Source organism: Flavipsychrobacter sp., assembly GCA_041392855.1.
Lineage (GTDB): Bacteria > Bacteroidota > Bacteroidia > Chitinophagales > Chitinophagaceae > UBA5543.
Genome location: JAWKLD010000001.1, coordinates 909,869 through 926,791 on the forward strand (window position 1 = coordinate 909,869; position 16,923 = coordinate 926,791).

Sequence of the window (16,923 nt, forward strand, 5' to 3'; positions counted from 1 at the left end):
TTATTTAAACATGCCCATAAGGTCGCCTAGATCCACGTCTCCGTCTTTGTCTTTATCTAAGCCAAACTTTCCGCCAACAGAACTTATTAGATCAGAAACACTATTGGTGTTGTTGGAGCCATTATTGTTTAATGCGTTTATGATGTTACTCATGTCAAAGCTTTTGTCATTGGGGTCTTGAGCTTTGTTTAAAAATGAGTTGATGATTTGGGGTAGTATAGATGCCGCAATGTTTGACGCTACACCCTTGTCGATACCCAGCTTTTCTGTAATGCTGTCTATGAAGTTGTTAGATATAACACCCATTGCAGGACTGTCGTTTGTGTTTTCATTTTTAAGTAGTGAAACAACATCTTTTGTCTGTCCTGATGCAAGCATATTTTGCAAGCTTCCCATTATAGAGGCTCCTGCTTCGTTCATTACAGCATCATTATACTCGTTAGGTATATTATTGTTTTCTACAACATCTTTTTGACTAGCTTGTTGTACTATCTGCATTAATTCATCAAACATGATCGGTTTATTTTAGATGAGCAAGTTATGTGTATTTGGGATATCTATTTGTAGTTATAATTCGGCGTAGGTTACATTAGATTTCTTAAGTAGTTCTACTATTGCCTTTTCCCTTTTATGCACTTGTGGGCGCATGGGGGAGAATATCCAACTGTTGCGAAGCTTGTTAAGGCGATCTTTAGGTGGAAGTAATATTAGTCGTTTAAATAAGTTCCAAGGCACTATTTGTCTGAATACTTTTGAGGTCTTTACAAAGTAGACAACTGTAGCTGCATTGCACTCTTCCAGTATTTCATTTAGTTCTTCAAGGTCAGTAAAAGAAGAAATACATAGCACAGCTCCTTTCTTAGGGTTGAAATATTTGATAAGAGGTCTTTCTGTTTGCCAAGAGCTATTGCTTATTATTCTTGCGTTTTTATCATGCTCTTCCAAGTGTTCTGGTATGGCGAAGTTTTGGTCGGGTATATAGCGTAGTGCCCATTCTTTTTCTGTTAGGGCATCATATACAGTCCAAATATAATTCTTGTAATAATTGAGCATTTCTTTCATGTAGGCATCGCCAAGCCATTTAGCTTTGCCCGAAGCAAAAAAGGATGCATAGAAATATAAATGAGAGGCAAAAGGTTCGAAGCGTTCAGGTACACGTACTACAAGTTCTCTATTCTTTGCATAGACCTTCCATACAATGCGTCGTACATCATCACCCGATTCAAAATCTTTATAATTATGAAGCTCTCCATCAACTCTTCTTAACTGATCTATACGTATGTCTAAGGTTTCAGTTTCTTTAGGATATACATCTCGTTCATCATCTTCCTTAAGAACAGGTGGTTGATAAAAACTATTTTGTATTTGTTGCGGTACTGCTAAAGAAAAGATGCGCAGCATGTCTTCAAAAAACACAAAGCCACCTTGTACTTTATACTCTTTTATATCGGGTAATAAAATTCTGTTCCTACCTGTTATGGCTTTTCTCCAAAAGCGGTCTTTCTCTTTTTGAGCAGAGAGTAAGCCAAATTTTTCTGTCATCTCATAGTTGTCATAAACTAGTCTGCCTTTTATGAAACCCAGCAGAGGTCTTCTGGCTCCATTAATGGTAGATGAAAGAAATAGTCTATTACGCTTGCCTTTTCGTTGTTCTGTAGCAAATTCAACCTGTAAATTGTTGCCTTCTTTTTTCTGCAACAATAAGTAGTATATCCATGTAGCAGTAGTGCTAAGTAAGGATAAGAGTACTAAGGCTATAATGAACCAAAATACAAGTTTACCCATTAATACGATGAATGGTAAAAATGAGGTTGGAGTATCGTCAGGTAATGGCTGGTATAGTAAACGGTAGGCAAAGTAGATAGCAATAAAGCCTACTATAGTATTGAGAGTAAAAGGGAAATATTGACTGTAGTACTTGAGATACCACTTTATCTTTTTCCAATCCATATGATCTGCTACCTGAATTTTAGAGGTCAAATTAAGCATTTGTAATTCAATAAGGTGTTAAATAAACTCGAATGTTTAATTGATATTCTATTGATCAATTATTAATTTGTGGGTATAATATATCATCTTATGAAACTTATAGTCACATTAGTTGTTTGTTCCCTTCTTAGCACCAGTGTATTTGCACAAAGAGGTCAGGTTGAAAAGGCCATGCAAGAAAAATATATGAAAGAGTATGGCCAGCCTAGTTTAGATAAGCTGAATAAGTTCATGAACAGTAAAACGGAAAAAAGCTACTCTTTTTCTACTTATATGAACCTTAGGCTTACAGAATACGACAAGAAAGGAAAAGAAGATGTAAGCAATATCAAATATTACATCAATGACAAGAATTTTGCTTTTAGGGGTATTGAGAATAAAAGGGGTAGAAAGCAAGAGCATATGACGGTGATCTATGATGCTAAAAACCAGTCGATGATCATGCTTAATGAAGAAGAGCAGTCAGGCATGGCTATAAATTATGGGATGTTTGGCAATATGATGCAGCAAGGCATTAAGAATAGCTACGAAAGTAAAATGGAAGATATAAAGTGCTCTAAAACCAGTAGTACTAAAACCATTCAAGGATATAACTGCGTGCAGTATAAATGTGTAGATAAGGATAAGAAAAATACTGGTGAAATATGGGTAACCGGTAAAATGGTGCTTGATACCGAAAAAGGTGCTGGTTTCGGTTTATGGAATATGTACTTGATGGATGTGGCAGGTATTTCAGGTATGATGCTAGAGGGTGACTTCTATGAAAATGGCCAACTAACTTCTAAAATGGAAGTTACAGAACTAAATCAAAAGGCTAACTATAAGATAGACTTGACCAATTATAAAATGGGTATACAGACTAGATAGTTGACTTTAGTCTTCGATAAGCTGTATCCCTGTTTTAGTAAAATTGATTATTTTCTGCTTGTACAGAGATCCTGTAGCCATTTTGAATGCTTTTTTACTCATGGCAAAAAAGTCATAGATATCCTCTGGTGCGCTTTTGTCGTGGTAAGGTAGGTAGCCGTCATTTTCTTTAAGTAGGTTCAATACCTTTTCAGCTTCCTTGCTTATTCGCTTATAACCTTTCTCTCCAATAGCTACATCTATATCTTTATCTCTTATAGTTTTTACATACCCCTTTACAACGGTGTTGTTGTCTAGGTCTGTAAATACATCACTATAGTGGAGTACGCCCCAGTGCGCGTTGTTGATAATTACCTTATAACCGATCTCTGTTTGGTGATAAACCCTCATGGTAATTTCGTCACCTTCGTTAACGGTGATCACTTCGTTGCTAATAGATTTGCCCAGTTTTTCCGTAGCCGTTACTCTGCCTGTTACTTGGTCTATGTATAGTAGCACTAGGTAGCGTTCGCCTTTATATATTCTTGAGCGTTGCTGAGATAATGGAAGAAATACATCTTTCATGATGCCCCAGTCAAGAAAAGCACCATGTGGGGTAATGCTCACAACTTCCATTTCCACAATGTCTCCTACAGCACCATTGGCTTTTTGTGTAGTAGCGATCAGCTTGCCTTCATTGTCGTGGTAGATAAAGACTTCCAGCTCGTCGTCTTCTTGCAGTCCTTCGGGTACAAAACGTTTAGGCAATAGTATTTCCTGACCGTCACCTCCATCAAGGTAAAAACCAAAATCTACTTTCTTAAGCACCTTTAACACATTGTATTTGCCTACTTCTACCATCTTGGGAAATGTTTAAAGTGCAAATGTAGTCGAATTAATCAGTGTTATGAGGCATTAACGGAAATAGTTAGTAAGAATACAGATTCTTCATGGGCAAAGACACTATGGGGTATTTTGGCATGTAGCGTTACTATCTGACCGGCAGTAAGCTTTACCTCTTGTCCTTCGGCTCTAAAACTTACATGCCCCTCTAGCAAATGAACGCTGATATTGCCCGGTGCAGTGTGCTCTTTAAGTTCTGCATCTTGATGCAGCCCAAGGAGTACCATCCGCATAGTGTCTGTTTTGTATAGTGTTATGGCATTTCTGTCTTTGTTTAGCCAAGCTTCTTCGCTTTTTATCTGGCTGATGTACTTGTTCAGATCCATCTTTATCAGATTGGCATCTATATCTCTGTCTCCTTCAGGTCTGTTTAATGTGGCATCATTATGTTTATCTGACATGGCTATATTTTTTGATCTTACTGCAATTTACCGACACTTATGATTATTTTTAATGATAAATATCATATTCCTATGAAGCAGCTTTTACTACTTATTTGTTTAGGATTTTCGCTATCCGCAGTAGCTCAAATATCAATTGATGCATCTGATATGCCAGTTGCAGGTGATACCTTGAGGTATAGTACTGCCAATGTAGTAGGGGCGAGTATCAACCTTAATGATACTGGTACTAATAAAACATGGAACTTTTCCAGTCTTACTCCTGTGGCACAAGCTGTAGATGCTTATAAGACTGCTTTGCAAGTAAATCCTTTATATGTTTTGATCTCATTGCAAGCTTATGGTTATAAAATAGGAGATACATTACCAATACCATCAGGTACTTTGCCCATTAGTGTAAAGGATCTGTATAGTTTCTTTAGTAAAAAGAGTAGCCCAAGTCGTTTTGTTGCGGAGGCTTTTGCGGCTAATATCTCAGGCTTGCCTACCGCTTTTAACTATAGTGATGAGGATGAATGGTATTATTTCCCATTGCAATATGGTAATACCAACAATTCTACATTCGACTTGAAAATGCAATTGGCATCAATAGCCTCTTTTCAGCAGAAAGGTACAAGGAAAACTAAAGTAGACGGATGGGGTACAATTATAACTCCTTTTTATACTACTCCCACCAACTGTATCAGAATACGTTCTGAAATCGATGAAGTGGATAGTGTAAAGATAAGTATAGCACCTGCTTTTGGCTTGCCTAGAAAAACAATAGACTATAAATGGCTTGCCAAAGGAGAGCATTATCCAGCCATGTGGGTGACCACAACTGTGGTAGGTGGTACAGAAACCATAACAGCCATAAGGTATAGAGATAAATACAGACCATTATCTGTAGCCAATATAGGTAGTGATATTATGGTGTTGAAAGCATACCCTAACCCTGCTGCAGATATTGTTACTATTGATTTGCCTAAAGAATGGACCAATTATCAAATAGCTTGTTTTGATATGCAATCCAAGTTAGTAGCGCAGTCGGTGAATGCAAACAGGATAGATATTTCTAACTGGGCTGCGGGTGTTTATATGGCTAGAGTTATCAGTGGAGACCATACTGGTTATGTATGGATAACGAAACACTAAAGTTTTGTAGCGCCGGCATACATCTGTTCTATCATGCGCACTACTTCTTTGCCATCCTCAGCACTGGTCATTACTTCTTTTTGGTGAAGTAATACGTCTACCACATTTTGTATCACTTGGTCGTGATTACTCATAGACCCTTGATACAAGCCATAGTCGTTGGCTTTTGCTGTTATATTGATATTGGGTAGGGGAGCACCTTCCAGTTGTTGATATTCTATGGTGTTAAGGTATTGCCCGCCAATTTTCAATGTGCCTTTTTCTGCAAATATGGTGATGGAGCCTTCCATGTTTTTCTCATAGGAACAAGTGGTAAAGTTGAAATTGATGATGGCATCATTGTGTGCTTTAAGTACAAAGCTGCCAGTATCTTCCACTTCGGTATTGTGCTCGTGTGCATAGTTGTTCACCCAGCCTTCTGCTCCTGTAATGCCTCCGTTTAGATAATAGAGTATATCTACAAAATGGCTGAATTGTGTGAATAAACATCCTCCATCTTTTGCCTTTTTTCCCCTCCAGTCGCTACCTTGATAGTAATGATCGCCTCTGTTCCAAAAGCAGTTCACTTGTATCATAAATATCTTGCCCAAAGTGCCTGCATCAATGAGTTTTTTTACTTGCTGTACGGGTTCATTATATCTGTTTTGTTTAACGGCAAATATGGTCTTCCCTGTATCGTTAGCAGCAGCTATCATCCTATCACATTCTGCGGTGCTAATGGCCATTGGTTTTTCTACCACTACATGCATGCCTGCTTTTAGTCCCGATATAGCATGAGGTTCGTGTAGATAGTTGGGAGTACAGACGCATAGCACATCTGCTTCAGCTTCTCTAAGTAGTAAGGGTAAGTCGTTGTAGTAACTTATATCTGCATGTAATTGTTTTTGAATAGCTTCGTTTTTGTCGCATACGGCAACCAGTTCTGTATTGTGATTGTCTGTTATATGTTTGGCATGTCGGTTACCAATATTTCCATATCCCACAATTGCGAAGCGTATCTTATCTGTCATGAACTCTTAGTCTGTAAATAATGATGGTAAATATACTAAAGCATTTATGCTAGTGAAATGCTATTGTCGGGATTTATGGTTAATAGTTGCTCTTCTACCATTGCTCTCAATAACGCTGTTAACTCCTTGCTTATTGCTTTAGGGAATTCTTTTTGTAAGGAGGGGACTGAAATAGATCGGTGTTTTCCTATCGTTTTTAGTAGCTCTTCTTTGTCAATGATATATTCCTTGCTATTAGCGCACACGTCACAATGCCCACACCTGTCTGTTCCTTTTTCATCAAAATACTGTTGGAGGAGTTGGGTTCTGCAAATGTCATTATTAGTAATGTAGTGTATGATGCTTGCGGTCCTTTTTAGGTGTCTTTCTTTTAGCTCTTTTATTCTTTTGGTATTGATGATGAGGTGTTTGCTATCCACTCTCATATGGTGGAAGAAGAGTTGCGGTTTGTCTTTAGGCTTACTATAGTTGATGTATTCCATCTTGTGAAGTAGCTGTAAGTATTGTTCTACCTCTTCATATCTCATTCTTAGCTGCTTGGCTATAACGCCTAAGCGTACAGGGGTAGGGTGTATAAACAAGCTTCCATACAGCCTTAGAAGCCCTGTGCATACATAACTCAAGTTGGCATCATTACTAGCTAGATTGTCTAATTCAGCCCTTGTTGCCAACATGTGTATCGTAGTAGGCATATAAGCTGTATCAGAGAGTGTCCATAGACCTTCTCTTTCCAGCAGCTTTAGGGCATATAATGCAGGTAGGGCTTGTAGCTGGAATTTTTTACAAAAATCTGCCAGTTCAAAATCGTAATATTTATAAGGCTCCACACCAATAGGGAGCTGTAGATATTCTACAACAGATTGGTATACCGAACGCAAATAACTTACAGCAGGGTACTGGATCGCTGTACTTTCTTCCAGTCTGTTTATATCCGTCTGATTGTAGAGTAGTATTGATGTAGCGGGCTGCTGGTCTCTTCCTGCTCTTCCTGATTCCTGATAGTAGGCCTCCAGATGTTCCGGCAGGTCGTAATTGACCACCAAACGTACATTAGGTTTGTCAATACCCATACCAAAGGCGGTAGTTGCAACAATTGTATTGGTTTGACCACTTAGCCAATCATTTTGAGCCTTTTCTCTACTGTTTTTATCCAATCCGGCATGATAAACTGTAGAAGATATCCCATTTTGTAACAGTAGGTTGTTGAGCCTTTCTGTAGCTTTTCTGCTTCTACAATACACTATTTTGCTGCCTCCTGCATTATTGATGGTATCGAGTAGGTCGTTATCCTTTTTTTCGCTGTATTGTACAGTGTAGTATATGTTTTTACGCTCTATTCCTTGTTGGTATAGCGTAGTTTGTTTTAGGTGTAGCTGTTGTACAATGTCTTGTTTTACCTCATGGGTAGCCGATGCGGTAAGTGCCAATAATGGCGTTTGCCTAAAAGCATGTTTTATATCAGCTATTTTTAAATAATCGGGTCTAAAATCATGCCCCCATTGAGAGATACAGTGTGCTTCATCAACGGCTATGAGGTTAACATTGAGATTAGGTAAATACTCCTCAAAAAGTCGAGTTTGTAGCCTTTCTGGAGAAACATAAAGCAACTTATAGCCCCCATGCAAAGCATTGTCTAATATGCTCTTTACATCGTAGTAGTGAAGTCCTGAATGGATGTACTCTGCATTGATATTCAATTTCTTAAGTGTAGCTACTTGATCTTTCATTAGTGACACTAAAGGAGATATCACCAAGCACATGCCATCTAGTAAAACTGCAGGTACTTGATAGCAAATAGATTTGCCGCCACCTGTAGGCAATATGGCCAATACATCTTCTTTATTTAGAATAGCATTGACAATTTCTTCCTGTAATGGTCGAAACGCATCAAAACCCCAATATGACTGTAGTATTTCTTTAGGAGACGACAATAGAACTTATGTTGTTTTAGTGTCTATAAAATGTGGTTTTAAAGCATTGGTCCAGAGTTGTTTTTTGGCTTCCAATTGCTCTTCCATTTTTTGTATAGATAAGGCAGGTATAAATGTACATCCATCAAAGTTATTGATAGAATTTATGCGGAAAAGGGAAGAAATACCAAGCTTTTGAGGTAAAATGCCAAATAAGAGTACCGTTTCTGGCAAAAAATGAGCTTTTAGCTTATGCCAAGCCATTTGTTTGTCTTCTTCTAGTGCTATTAAAAAGTAGTTAGCTTTTTCTAGTTGGCAGGCTGCTAGTATTTTGTCCAGTTGTGCTTGCTCAGGGCTATTATCCTCCATTTTTGTAGTGATCACCAACACGTTTTTAGGGTCTAAATCCTGCATTTCTTTGGGTAGATCCTCCCAAAAGTCATCTGTGTTATTATCTAATATGTCGCTAGTGATAATCTTCGGTATCTCGCTCATATCAAGGCTTTCAGCAAACTTAACAAATGTTTTGCTCATAAAATGTCAAAAAAAAACGTTACTTTCGCACAGCATTTAATCTTTTCTAGCTCTTAATAAATTTGAACGCGTATGAATGTATCCACATTTGACATCAATGTGCAAAAGACTGAGTTGAGCAGAATCAATCAGTTAGATCCTAATAACATCAACTTTGGTAAGATATACTCGGATCACATGCTCGTTGCTAAATATAGCAATGGTGAATGGAATACTGCAGAAATAGTTCCATTTCAAAATCTTAGCATAAATCCTGCAACGTCTTTTATACACTATGGCCAAGCCATTTTTGAAGGAATAAAAGCATATAAGAATCCAGAAGGAGAAGCTACTATTTTCCGTCCTTATGACAACTACAAGCGTTTTAACCGCTCTGCAAACCGTATGGGTATGCCAGATGTTCCTGAAGAGATTTTCATGGAAGGTATGCGTCAGCTAATAGAGTTGGATAAGGATTGGATCCCTAATGTAGATCAAACTTCTCTATATATACGTCCATTTATGATGGCTACAGATGAGTATATAGGTATAAAACCTACTACAGAGTTTATGTTTATGATCATTACCAGCCCTGCAGGACCGTACTATGCAGAACCGGTTTCTATATATGTTCATGATAAATATGTACGTGCTTTCCCAGGCGGTATTGGTTATACAAAGGCTGCCGGTAACTATGGCGCTAGTATGTACCCTATGACAGAAGTGCGTAAGATGGGGTACGATCAAATATTATGGATGGATGGTATTGAGCATAAATATGTACAGGAGATAGGTACAATGAATGTTTTCTTTGTACTTGGTGATACTGTTATCACTCCTGGCCTTAGTGATACCATACTAGAGGGTGTGACACGCGATAGTGTTATCACGCTACTTAAGGATAAGGGCTATAAAGTAGAAGAGCGTGATTTAAGCATTGATGAAATTAAAGCAGCATACGAGAGAGGTGAGTTAATGGAAGCTTTTGGTACAGGTACTGCCGCTTCCATAGCACCAATTAAAGATTTAACTTATATGGATACTAAGATGGAGTTGCCTCCTATCGAGAGCTGGAAGATATCTCCTTTGTTGAAAGATGAGTTGAATGATATCCGTTACGGTCGTGCAGAAGATACACACGGATGGGTATACAAGATCTAACAATAGCTATTCTTAATAAAAAGAGAGCCGTTCAAAATGAACGGCTCTCTTAGTTATAATGCATTTTATATTTCGTTATTACCTTTCCCTTCAACACTCTCTTGAGTTTAATGCTGTAAAACAATGGCTTGTTACTTTTCTTTATGTAGTCTATATGTAGTTTGCCAAAAGTATGATCGTATTCATGCTGTATCACTCTTGCCGTCATACCTCCAAAGTCTTTTTCCTGCCATTCCATATTAGCATCTTGATAGCGTAGCCTGATAGATATAGGTCTTGGAACGTCGATCTTTATTCTAGGCAGGCTCAAACAGGTTTCAGGTTCCGTCCATGTCTCTTTTGAGTAAGAGATCATTTGTGCATTGATAAAAGTCTCTTGGATACCTTCATCTCCCCAAAAACGTCTACGACCTTCTTCGGTAAGATTGTTGTATAGTTTTTTACTATCAACAATAAAAAGTTTCAACGCCTTATCTACCTGCGGTGCTGCTAGTCCAATGCCTCCTGTACTATCTAATGTAGCCCACATCTCCTTTATAAGTTGTTCGGTCTTATAGTCAGGCAATACCGTATTACAAGCAGTTCTTAATATCTTATTACCATAGGGTATTATGGCTAAACTCATCTAAGGTTCCCTTTTTTCGAGTGGCAAACCTAAATAAATTCAATACCAATAAAACATATTTATTTATAATAATAAAACTAAATTTAATGTGAGCTTATCTTAATAAGAGAATATCTCCAGAAATTGTTTTTGTGTTAGGGTCTTGCATCAAGGTATATTGTATGTAGTAAAAGAAAGTGCTGGTTTTATAGGATTCATTTTTATAAGTGCCATCCCAGCGTTCGTTGATGTCTTTCGTTTCAAAAACCAATTCTCCCCATCTATTATATATTCTAAAGAGATATTTATCTATATCGCATCTAGGTATAGGTTTTATAGCATCGTTACGCCCATCTTTATTAGGGGTAAAGACGTTAGGCATGCTGAAACAATCGTTGCAATTATAGAAGTCAATATTAATACTGTCTTTAAGCACACTGCATTCATCAGATACAGTTAATATATATGTTCCTGATTGGGTAGGAGAAATGCAGCAGGTGTTTTCGCCGGTATTCCAAGAATAGGTCTTATTGCCAGCAAATAGTTTGCCCAGCTTTATACGCTCTTCACTACAAGTATATATGTCTTTCCCCAAGTCTATGTCTACATAAAATGATCTGTCTTCTACATTAAAGCTGTCTATATATTGTTTGCAACCAACCTGAGAAGTACACCAATATTTACCCAGCTTATTTACAGATATCGTTTTACTTGTTTCATTTGTACTCCATAGATAACTGATAGCATTATCTCTACTAGTGATGTTGATGGACTCTCCTTTACAGGCAGTGGTATCTATTTTGGTATGTGTAGTATCCTTGTTGAGTGAAAGTGTAAAGCTGTCAACAGTTAAGTTGCATCCTTCAAGTGCGCTACACCAATAAGTACCAACACTTGGCGCGCTAATAGAAGCCGTATTGGCAGCTGTGTTCCATGTATAGGTTGCGTTTGTAGCTGATGAGTTAAGCGTAACAGGTAAGCTCAAATGATTACATAGAATAGTATCAGTTGTCTTTGTGATGGTATCGCATTTGGGTTTCTTTACTAAAGAAACATCATCTACTAAATAATAACTGGTATATGTTTGGTTGGGTACAACCGCCGTAGGATATACTTGTGTAAAGTTGGGGTGTGTATTACTGAAGTTGAACACACCTATGGTTATCCACTCTTCGCCTCCTGTAGCAGTGTATATACCAGATATCTTTGTCCAGCCAGTTTGGTCGTTTAATGGCTGCTTAAAAGTATCCTGCATTGAGGTGTAGTTTTGGTTCAGAGGGTGGGTAAAAGAGGTCACTTGCGTTTTAGACACATGAACACCTATTTCGTCAACAGCAATAATGTTCGGTGTATATTGTGGGTCTTTCTTAAATGCGATCCTTACGTAACAAGATATCACATACTGCTCACCGGCAACAAGGGGTTGTAGCAATTTTACTTCTATATATTCTCTGTACGACGAGGATGGGCCGTTAGTTAAAAAGCCGGAATGTGCTGCAATGGCAACATAAGCATCGCCCGTATGAGCAGGGTAGGTACCGTGATAGTGCGTAGGCACTGTCGCGTAAATGCTTTTGGAGCAGGCGTTGTAGTAATCGGGGCTATTAGGCACTGGCGTTACCCAGTCGGTGACTGTCGGTTTAAATGGTGGCGAATTAAGAGGGCATACTATTTGGCCAAAACCTGTAGGACAATTGTCATATTGTTCAAAGCTTGGATTGGGGACAAGGTTTTGTGCAAATAAAGTGGGGCATATGTAAAAGAGGGATAAAAGAAGTAATGATCTTTTCATCGTGTTTATAAAAAAGGTGGTTTGTCCAAAAAGACATCTTTTTGACAAAAGTCGTTTGTAATGAGACAGTCAAAAAAATGTTTATAACTATGGGTTAATTAAATAATGCTTTATTAGTTTGTCTGGACTATTTTAGAGGGTATTACAAAAGAAAAGAAATAATAAATGAAACAAATCCCCCTTATTGCGGTATTTTCTATGTTCAGTATATTGTCTCTATCGCAAGAGGTAGACTTGAATGCTCGTTATGTATTTTTCTTTCATAGTAAAATATTGGAAGATATGGGAGCAGAGGCATATAGTAGTCAGTATGGTACTTATGAGTTCGATTCTATAGTTACAGCATTTAAAGAACAAGGATATATTACCTATGCAGATGTTAGACCAAAGAATGCAGACCAGGAGCATTATGCCATGAAGACGTTGGCTCAAATTGATAGTCTTAAAAACTTAGGTATTTCTTCAGATCATATTTCAGTTGTAGGAACCTCAAAGGGGGCATTGATAGCCATGCTGACCTCTACCATGAATATGGATAAGAATGTCAAATACATTTTACTTGGTATGTGCAACACTATGACCACTAATTACTTTAATATAAGATTGCATGGTAAGGTGCTGTCTATATACGAGCAAACTGATGTAGTAGGGAAAAGCTGCATCCCTATAAAGGAGAAGTCTAAAGATATCACAGCTTTTAAGGAAGTGAAGTTGGAGACGGGTTTAGGACATGGCTTTGTATTTAAACCCCTTAGTGAATGGCTATTGCCTACATTTGAATGGATAGATGGGTAGCAAGGTATTATTAAATAAAAAATCGTTTTTTTGTCAAAACAATAATTAATAATGAATTGGAAGCAAGGGTTGCTTTTTGTTTTTGGTCTCTGTTCTTTCCAGTTGTCTTACGGGCAGTTGATGGATGAGGAAACAGGTATCATGACTGAAAATGGATACAAAAGATATATTACAGCTGGGGTAGGTGCCGTGTATCAATCATTTTACGACGATGCCATCTCAAAATATAATTACCAAAAAATAGGCTTTTCTCCTTCGGTAGGACATTTGAAGATTAACGAGATTACTTTTTCAGAGTTTTACCTTCAAGGCTCTATGCTTAAGTTCAATAGAGGTAAAGGGACGTCTAATTCTTTATCAGTAAGTACGGCAAGAGCTTTGTTAGACTATCGTTTTTTAGTACGTGCACCGCTTAATTTTCTAGGTTTTGATATGAGAGCCGGTGGTATGCTAAGTGCTATGTATGGTAATAAAAAGGCGCCACATCTATATAGCTCTTCAGATATCAATGAGTATGCAGCTAGTTTTGGTTTAACAATACGTATTGCTAAAGAGTCTTATTTTAAAAAGAAGCCTGTCATAATAAGTTGGGATTTTAGTATGCCTTTGATCACTAATTTTTCACGACCAACCTATTTAAATAGAGTGGAGAATTTGGATCCAGATAATAAAGAATGGAAAGATTTTATTGAAAATAGTGTTACTAAATCAATAGGTGGCTATTTGCGTTACAACAGTAGGTTGAACTATACTTACTTGCTAGACAATGGCAACGCTGTAAGGCTAAGTTATATTTGGGACTATACACGTCTTAAGCATAATAAGATCGCCTATTTTGCCGAGCATACGGTCATGCTTTCATTTTTACTCAACCACTAAGCTTCCTGTTTTTCGATGAAGAAGATATCGCTACTTATAATAGTACTTTTTGCTTTAAGCTCTTGTGAGAAGCTTTTGATGCCTATTGGCAAAAAGCATTCTGTGTCTCAGATATTTGATGACCTCTGGAAAACAATGGATCAGGGTTATGCTTATTTTGATGAAAAGAAATTGCCTTGGGGAGACTCTCTAAGAGCTGACTATCAGTTCAGGTTATACGATACCATGACCGATGAACAGTTTTTTGATACCTGTGCTAAATTCATAGCCATGTTCCAAGACGAGAATATATCGCTAAATGCAGGGTTTAGAACTTATAGATACAACCCAAGAGTAAAAGAACCAGCTAATTTCAATCGTTCTTTATTAGAAAGAAAATACTTGGCCAATGCACAACACACAGGGCCTTTTTGGCATACGGTTATTGACTCTGTAGCTTATATCTACTACGAAGACTTTAACAGGCAAGTGACGGATGAACATCTTGATATTTTACTAAGGCAGTTTCGTGATTCAACGTTGTTCTTGTACGGAGTGGTTTTTGATGTAAGAAATAACGCAGGTGGTAATCCTGAAAATATGTTCCCTATATTGAAACGTATGGGTGTTGATACTTCGTTTAGGTATAATACGCTATTGTATAAAACAGTGTATAAAAATGGTCCTGCACAAAATGAATTTACCGATCTGCAAGGGGCATTTATAGAGCAATCACCAGGCGCTAAATTCCCTGAAAACTTTGTGCTACTTACGAATAAAGGCACAAAAGGCATCGGTAATATTTTTGCAGTAAGCTGTAGAGCATTTAGTAATGTGCGTATCATGGGTGATTCTACAGGTGGGGGCATTGGTTTTTCTACAGGTAGGGAATTACCTAATGGTTGGATACTAGAATATCCATCACTTAAAGTGTTTGATTCTGAAAATGAACCTACTTATTATGGTATAGCTCCAGATGATTCGGTACATATGAATCGTGTAGATGAAGACAATGATATAGATACCATTATCGAAACTGCTATCAGGAGAATTAAGACGATATAAAGAATGCTATTATAAAAAGTAAAGCCGAGATATACATCTCGGCTTTGTTGTTTTATAAAGGTTGCTGAATTACATTTTCACTATACGTGTTGTAGTTGTTTGGTTGTCTCTTTTCATGGTTACAAAATACATACCCGATGGATAGTGGCTCACATCAATAGTGTTTCTTCCTATGTTGATAGTTCCTGTGCTTAAGGTGCTACCGTTTATATTGATGATTTGATAAGTAGCTATTCCTTTAGCATTGTCTATAGTAATATTGTTCGTGCAATGAGTAGGGTACACCTTCATGCCTTCTAGTGCTATAGTACCAACACTTGTGCTAGGTGGTACTATAGGTGTGTAGCGATATACCGTTCCGCTGGTTGGGAAGCTGGTAAGACCTGTTTGTGGAGATGTAGCAGAAAAGCTATCTACTGTTGGGCTAGTATTGTTGCCTTTAAGGATGTAGAACTTATCCATGTTTCCAGTGCCCACATTTATATCTCTAATATAACCGGTTAACAACCCAAGAGGGAAGTAGGTAGAGAAAGAATTAATCTGAGATGCACCATAGTGTAGCTCTACAATATTGCTTTGCTCGTACAACCATAGCTGTATGTTGACATAATTCTTTGTTGTACCACTCTGTGTTAACTCATCATAAAAACCCGCATTGGCTACCTCAATTTTTAATATTCTACTACCCATGTTACCATCTACTTGGTAGCGGATTGGAGACTGAGAAACGGAATCAGTATCAGAAAGCCCTCGGTCTACAATTTCAGCACTGATGATAGGAAACGCATCAGCACTTGAGCCTGTATCAGATACTGCTAATGAAGCACCAGATAGTATTATTTGTTTTACGTTCACTCCTTCTATTTTGAAGTCAAAAGGAATGTTGATAATGAAGGTAGAGTCTTCTGTCCAGGCCGTGGTGTCGCTGACGTTTACTCCTGTGCTTAGCGCTTGATAGTTATTGTTTCTTACAGTTACCTTGTACGGCATCTGCGCAAATGATAAAAGATTACATGCTAATAGTACTGTTAGTGTCAAAAGTAGTTTTCTCATATACATAGTTTCTAAGTTTTATGCTCTTAAAACAACTCTGTAGAAAAATACCCCTATGCTCTGCCATACTTTTTATTTTTTTTAAGAAAAAAATGCCCGCCTGAATAAAACAAGCGAGCAATATATCAAATCAACCCCTACCTTTTTATTTAGTTACTACCGTGCTCCTTTGGGCTATTTACGATAGCATCGTATTCTGCCTGTGTGATGTACTGTGGCGTGTAAGTACCATTTCTGCTGGTGAGCTGAGTATAAAACTCTCTCATGTGGTTTTTACTAGCTTTTTGCAAATTGCCATACACTGTTTTTATATTGTCCTGTGTTGCTTTGCTGATAGCATCTTGTAAGTCTTTTATATCCATATCTTCTATGGTAAGCCCTACGATAACGGCATCTAGCTCAGATTTTTGTCCTTTGGCCACCAGTGTATTATACAGCTGTTGTATGTCTGCGTTAGTAAATACACCCGCTGCGTTGTTGCCTATTGGGTCGGCAATGCCATATTGATCCAGTAGGTTTTTTACTGCGTCCATATGTTTTTGCTCACTACCACGAATATTTGACAAGAAAGTCATTGCAGGGTGCGAAACCAGTAAGGCATCATATACATCCCTTGCCATTTTTTCCTCCTCGCGTAGGAAGCTCAAGGCTGCTTTTTCTGCATCAGAAAGTGTTGCTGTCTGTGTAGTTTGTTGAGGGGTTACTTCATTGTCTTTTTTGCAAGAAGTAAAGCCTACTGTTGTGCCCAAAAGCGCTAGGGCTACTACTGCTGAAATTAAGTTTCTCATATCGTTCTAGTTTTAAGGTTACCAATCATTGTTTAGTTAAATGTACCCTCGCAACTAGTAGTGTATGGCTACTAATGTTACATAGCGGATAAAAAAATGTG

General features: G+C 37.8%; 17 protein-coding genes. 6 read left to right on the top strand and 11 right to left on the bottom strand.

Features of this window, described 5'->3' with window-relative positions:
• Both R2800_04380 and R2800_04385 read right to left on the bottom strand, forming a co-directional pair.
• Positions 1-513 (bottom strand): DUF937 domain-containing protein, encoded by a 513-nt coding sequence (locus tag R2800_04380; protein MEZ5016265.1) that lies wholly within the window; start codon positions 511-513, stop codon positions 1-3.
• Positions 514-567: 54 nt separating this feature from the next.
• Entirely contained in the window at positions 568-1,989 is a 1,422-nt protein-coding gene (locus R2800_04385) for a DUF58 domain-containing protein (protein MEZ5016266.1), read from the bottom strand.
• 90 nt (positions 1,990-2,079) lie between these two features.
• Here R2800_04385 and R2800_04390 point away from each other — a divergent pair, with 90 nt between their 5' ends.
• Positions 2,080-2,856, top strand: coding sequence for a hypothetical protein (locus R2800_04390; protein MEZ5016267.1), 777 nt, complete (start codon positions 2,080-2,082; stop codon positions 2,854-2,856).
• Between the two features lie 6 nt (positions 2,857-2,862).
• Here the strand turns inward: R2800_04390 and R2800_04395 are convergent, their stop codons facing one another.
• Both R2800_04395 and R2800_04400 read right to left on the bottom strand, forming a co-directional pair.
• Positions 2,863-3,696, bottom strand: coding sequence for a S1-like domain-containing RNA-binding protein (locus R2800_04395; protein ID MEZ5016268.1), 834 nt, complete (start codon positions 3,694-3,696; stop codon positions 2,863-2,865).
• Between the two features lie 44 nt (positions 3,697-3,740).
• Positions 3,741-4,139: a cupin domain-containing protein gene (locus R2800_04400; protein ID MEZ5016269.1), complete on the bottom strand. Its 399-nt coding sequence runs from the start codon at positions 4,137-4,139 to the stop codon at positions 3,741-3,743.
• 72 nt (positions 4,140-4,211) lie between these two features.
• Between R2800_04400 and R2800_04405 the strand changes: the two genes are divergently transcribed.
• Positions 4,212-5,273 carry a T9SS type A sorting domain-containing protein gene (locus R2800_04405; protein ID MEZ5016270.1) on the top strand — a complete coding sequence of 354 codons (1,062 nt, stop codon included), beginning with the start codon at positions 4,212-4,214 and terminating at the stop codon, positions 5,271-5,273.
• On the opposite strand, the gene R2800_04410 is transcribed toward R2800_04405, so the two are convergent.
• The 3 genes from R2800_04410 to R2800_04420 are packed head-to-tail and all read right to left on the bottom strand — an operon-like array spanning position 5,270 to position 8,727.
• Positions 5,270-6,283, bottom strand: coding sequence for a Gfo/Idh/MocA family oxidoreductase (locus tag R2800_04410; protein ID MEZ5016271.1), 1,014 nt, complete (start codon positions 6,281-6,283; stop codon positions 5,270-5,272). The genes R2800_04405 and R2800_04410 overlap by 4 nt on opposite strands.
• A gap of 44 nt (positions 6,284-6,327) precedes the next feature.
• The gene (locus R2800_04415) at positions 6,328-8,214 is read right to left on the bottom strand and encodes a RecQ family ATP-dependent DNA helicase (protein MEZ5016272.1); all 1,887 of its coding nucleotides are present in this window, start codon (positions 8,212-8,214) and stop codon (positions 6,328-6,330) included.
• 6 nt (positions 8,215-8,220) lie between these two features.
• Complete coding sequence (locus R2800_04420; protein MEZ5016273.1) at positions 8,221-8,727, bottom strand: hypothetical protein; 507 nt, start codon at positions 8,725-8,727, stop codon at positions 8,221-8,223.
• Positions 8,728-8,799: 72 nt separating this feature from the next.
• On the opposite strand from R2800_04420, the gene R2800_04425 reads away from it, so the two are divergent.
• A complete protein-coding gene (locus R2800_04425) occupies positions 8,800-9,867 on the top strand; it encodes a branched-chain amino acid aminotransferase (GenBank protein ID MEZ5016274.1) in 1,068 nt (355 codons plus the stop codon).
• Positions 9,868-9,916: 49 nt separating this feature from the next.
• Here the strand turns inward: R2800_04425 and R2800_04430 are convergent, their stop codons facing one another.
• Positions 9,917-10,492: a peptide deformylase gene (locus R2800_04430; GenBank protein MEZ5016275.1), complete on the bottom strand. Its 576-nt coding sequence runs from the start codon at positions 10,490-10,492 to the stop codon at positions 9,917-9,919.
• 94 nt (positions 10,493-10,586) lie between these two features.
• The gene (locus R2800_04435; protein ID MEZ5016276.1) at positions 10,587-12,263 is read right to left on the bottom strand and encodes a gliding motility-associated C-terminal domain-containing protein; all 1,677 of its coding nucleotides are present in this window, start codon (positions 12,261-12,263) and stop codon (positions 10,587-10,589) included.
• Positions 12,264-12,428: 165 nt separating this feature from the next.
• Here R2800_04435 and R2800_04440 point away from each other — a divergent pair, with 165 nt between their 5' ends.
• The 3 genes from R2800_04440 to R2800_04450 are packed head-to-tail and all read left to right on the top strand — an operon-like array spanning position 12,429 to position 14,981.
• Positions 12,429-13,058: a hypothetical protein gene (locus tag R2800_04440; protein ID MEZ5016277.1), complete on the top strand. Its 630-nt coding sequence runs from the start codon at positions 12,429-12,431 to the stop codon at positions 13,056-13,058.
• Positions 13,059-13,109: 51 nt separating this feature from the next.
• A complete protein-coding gene (locus R2800_04445) occupies positions 13,110-13,937 on the top strand; it encodes a hypothetical protein (protein MEZ5016278.1) in 828 nt (275 codons plus the stop codon).
• A gap of 15 nt (positions 13,938-13,952) precedes the next feature.
• Positions 13,953-14,981: a S41 family peptidase gene (locus R2800_04450; GenBank protein ID MEZ5016279.1), complete on the top strand. Its 1,029-nt coding sequence runs from the start codon at positions 13,953-13,955 to the stop codon at positions 14,979-14,981.
• A gap of 69 nt (positions 14,982-15,050) precedes the next feature.
• On the opposite strand, the gene R2800_04455 is transcribed toward R2800_04450, so the two are convergent.
• Positions 15,051-16,034, bottom strand: coding sequence for a T9SS type A sorting domain-containing protein (locus R2800_04455; protein ID MEZ5016280.1), 984 nt, complete (start codon positions 16,032-16,034; stop codon positions 15,051-15,053).
• A 149-nt stretch (positions 16,035-16,183) separates the two neighbouring features.
• Positions 16,184-16,822: a DUF2202 domain-containing protein gene (locus R2800_04460; protein MEZ5016281.1), complete on the bottom strand. Its 639-nt coding sequence runs from the start codon at positions 16,820-16,822 to the stop codon at positions 16,184-16,186.
• Positions 16,823-16,923: the final 101 nt, after the last annotated feature.

What these genes read in the sequence shown, in the direction of transcription:
- R2800_04450 (MEZ5016279.1), top strand. Translation starts at nt 13,953, where the DNA reads ATGAAGAAGATATCGCTACTTATAATAGTACTTTTTGCTTTAAGCTCT.
- R2800_04445 (MEZ5016278.1), top strand. Translation starts at nt 13,110, where the DNA reads ATGAATTGGAAGCAAGGGTTGCTTTTTGTTTTTGGTCTCTGTTCTTTC.
- R2800_04420 (MEZ5016273.1), bottom strand. Translation starts at nt 8,727, where the DNA reads ATGAGCAAAACATTTGTTAAGTTTGCTGAAAGCCTTGATATGAGCGAG.
- R2800_04405 (MEZ5016270.1), top strand. Translation starts at nt 4,212, where the DNA reads ATGAAGCAGCTTTTACTACTTATTTGTTTAGGATTTTCGCTATCCGCA.
- R2800_04455 (MEZ5016280.1), bottom strand. Translation starts at nt 16,034, where the DNA reads ATGAGAAAACTACTTTTGACACTAACAGTACTATTAGCATGTAATCTT.
- R2800_04435 (MEZ5016276.1), bottom strand. Translation starts at nt 12,263, where the DNA reads ATGAAAAGATCATTACTTCTTTTATCCCTCTTTTACATATGCCCCACT.
- R2800_04440 (MEZ5016277.1), top strand. Translation starts at nt 12,429, where the DNA reads ATGAAACAAATCCCCCTTATTGCGGTATTTTCTATGTTCAGTATATTG.
- R2800_04385 (MEZ5016266.1), bottom strand. Translation starts at nt 1,989, where the DNA reads ATGCTTAATTTGACCTCTAAAATTCAGGTAGCAGATCATATGGATTGG.
- R2800_04395 (MEZ5016268.1), bottom strand. Translation starts at nt 3,696, where the DNA reads ATGGTAGAAGTAGGCAAATACAATGTGTTAAAGGTGCTTAAGAAAGTA.
- R2800_04430 (MEZ5016275.1), bottom strand. Translation starts at nt 10,492, where the DNA reads ATGAGTTTAGCCATAATACCCTATGGTAATAAGATATTAAGAACTGCT.
- R2800_04390 (MEZ5016267.1), top strand. Translation starts at nt 2,080, where the DNA reads ATGAAACTTATAGTCACATTAGTTGTTTGTTCCCTTCTTAGCACCAGT.
- R2800_04425 (MEZ5016274.1), top strand. Translation starts at nt 8,800, where the DNA reads ATGAATGTATCCACATTTGACATCAATGTGCAAAAGACTGAGTTGAGC.
- R2800_04460 (MEZ5016281.1), bottom strand. Translation starts at nt 16,822, where the DNA reads ATGAGAAACTTAATTTCAGCAGTAGTAGCCCTAGCGCTTTTGGGCACA.
- R2800_04410 (MEZ5016271.1), bottom strand. Translation starts at nt 6,283, where the DNA reads ATGACAGATAAGATACGCTTCGCAATTGTGGGATATGGAAATATTGGT.
- R2800_04380 (MEZ5016265.1), bottom strand. Translation starts at nt 513, where the DNA reads ATGTTTGATGAATTAATGCAGATAGTACAACAAGCTAGTCAAAAAGAT.
- R2800_04400 (MEZ5016269.1), bottom strand. Translation starts at nt 4,139, where the DNA reads ATGTCAGATAAACATAATGATGCCACATTAAACAGACCTGAAGGAGAC.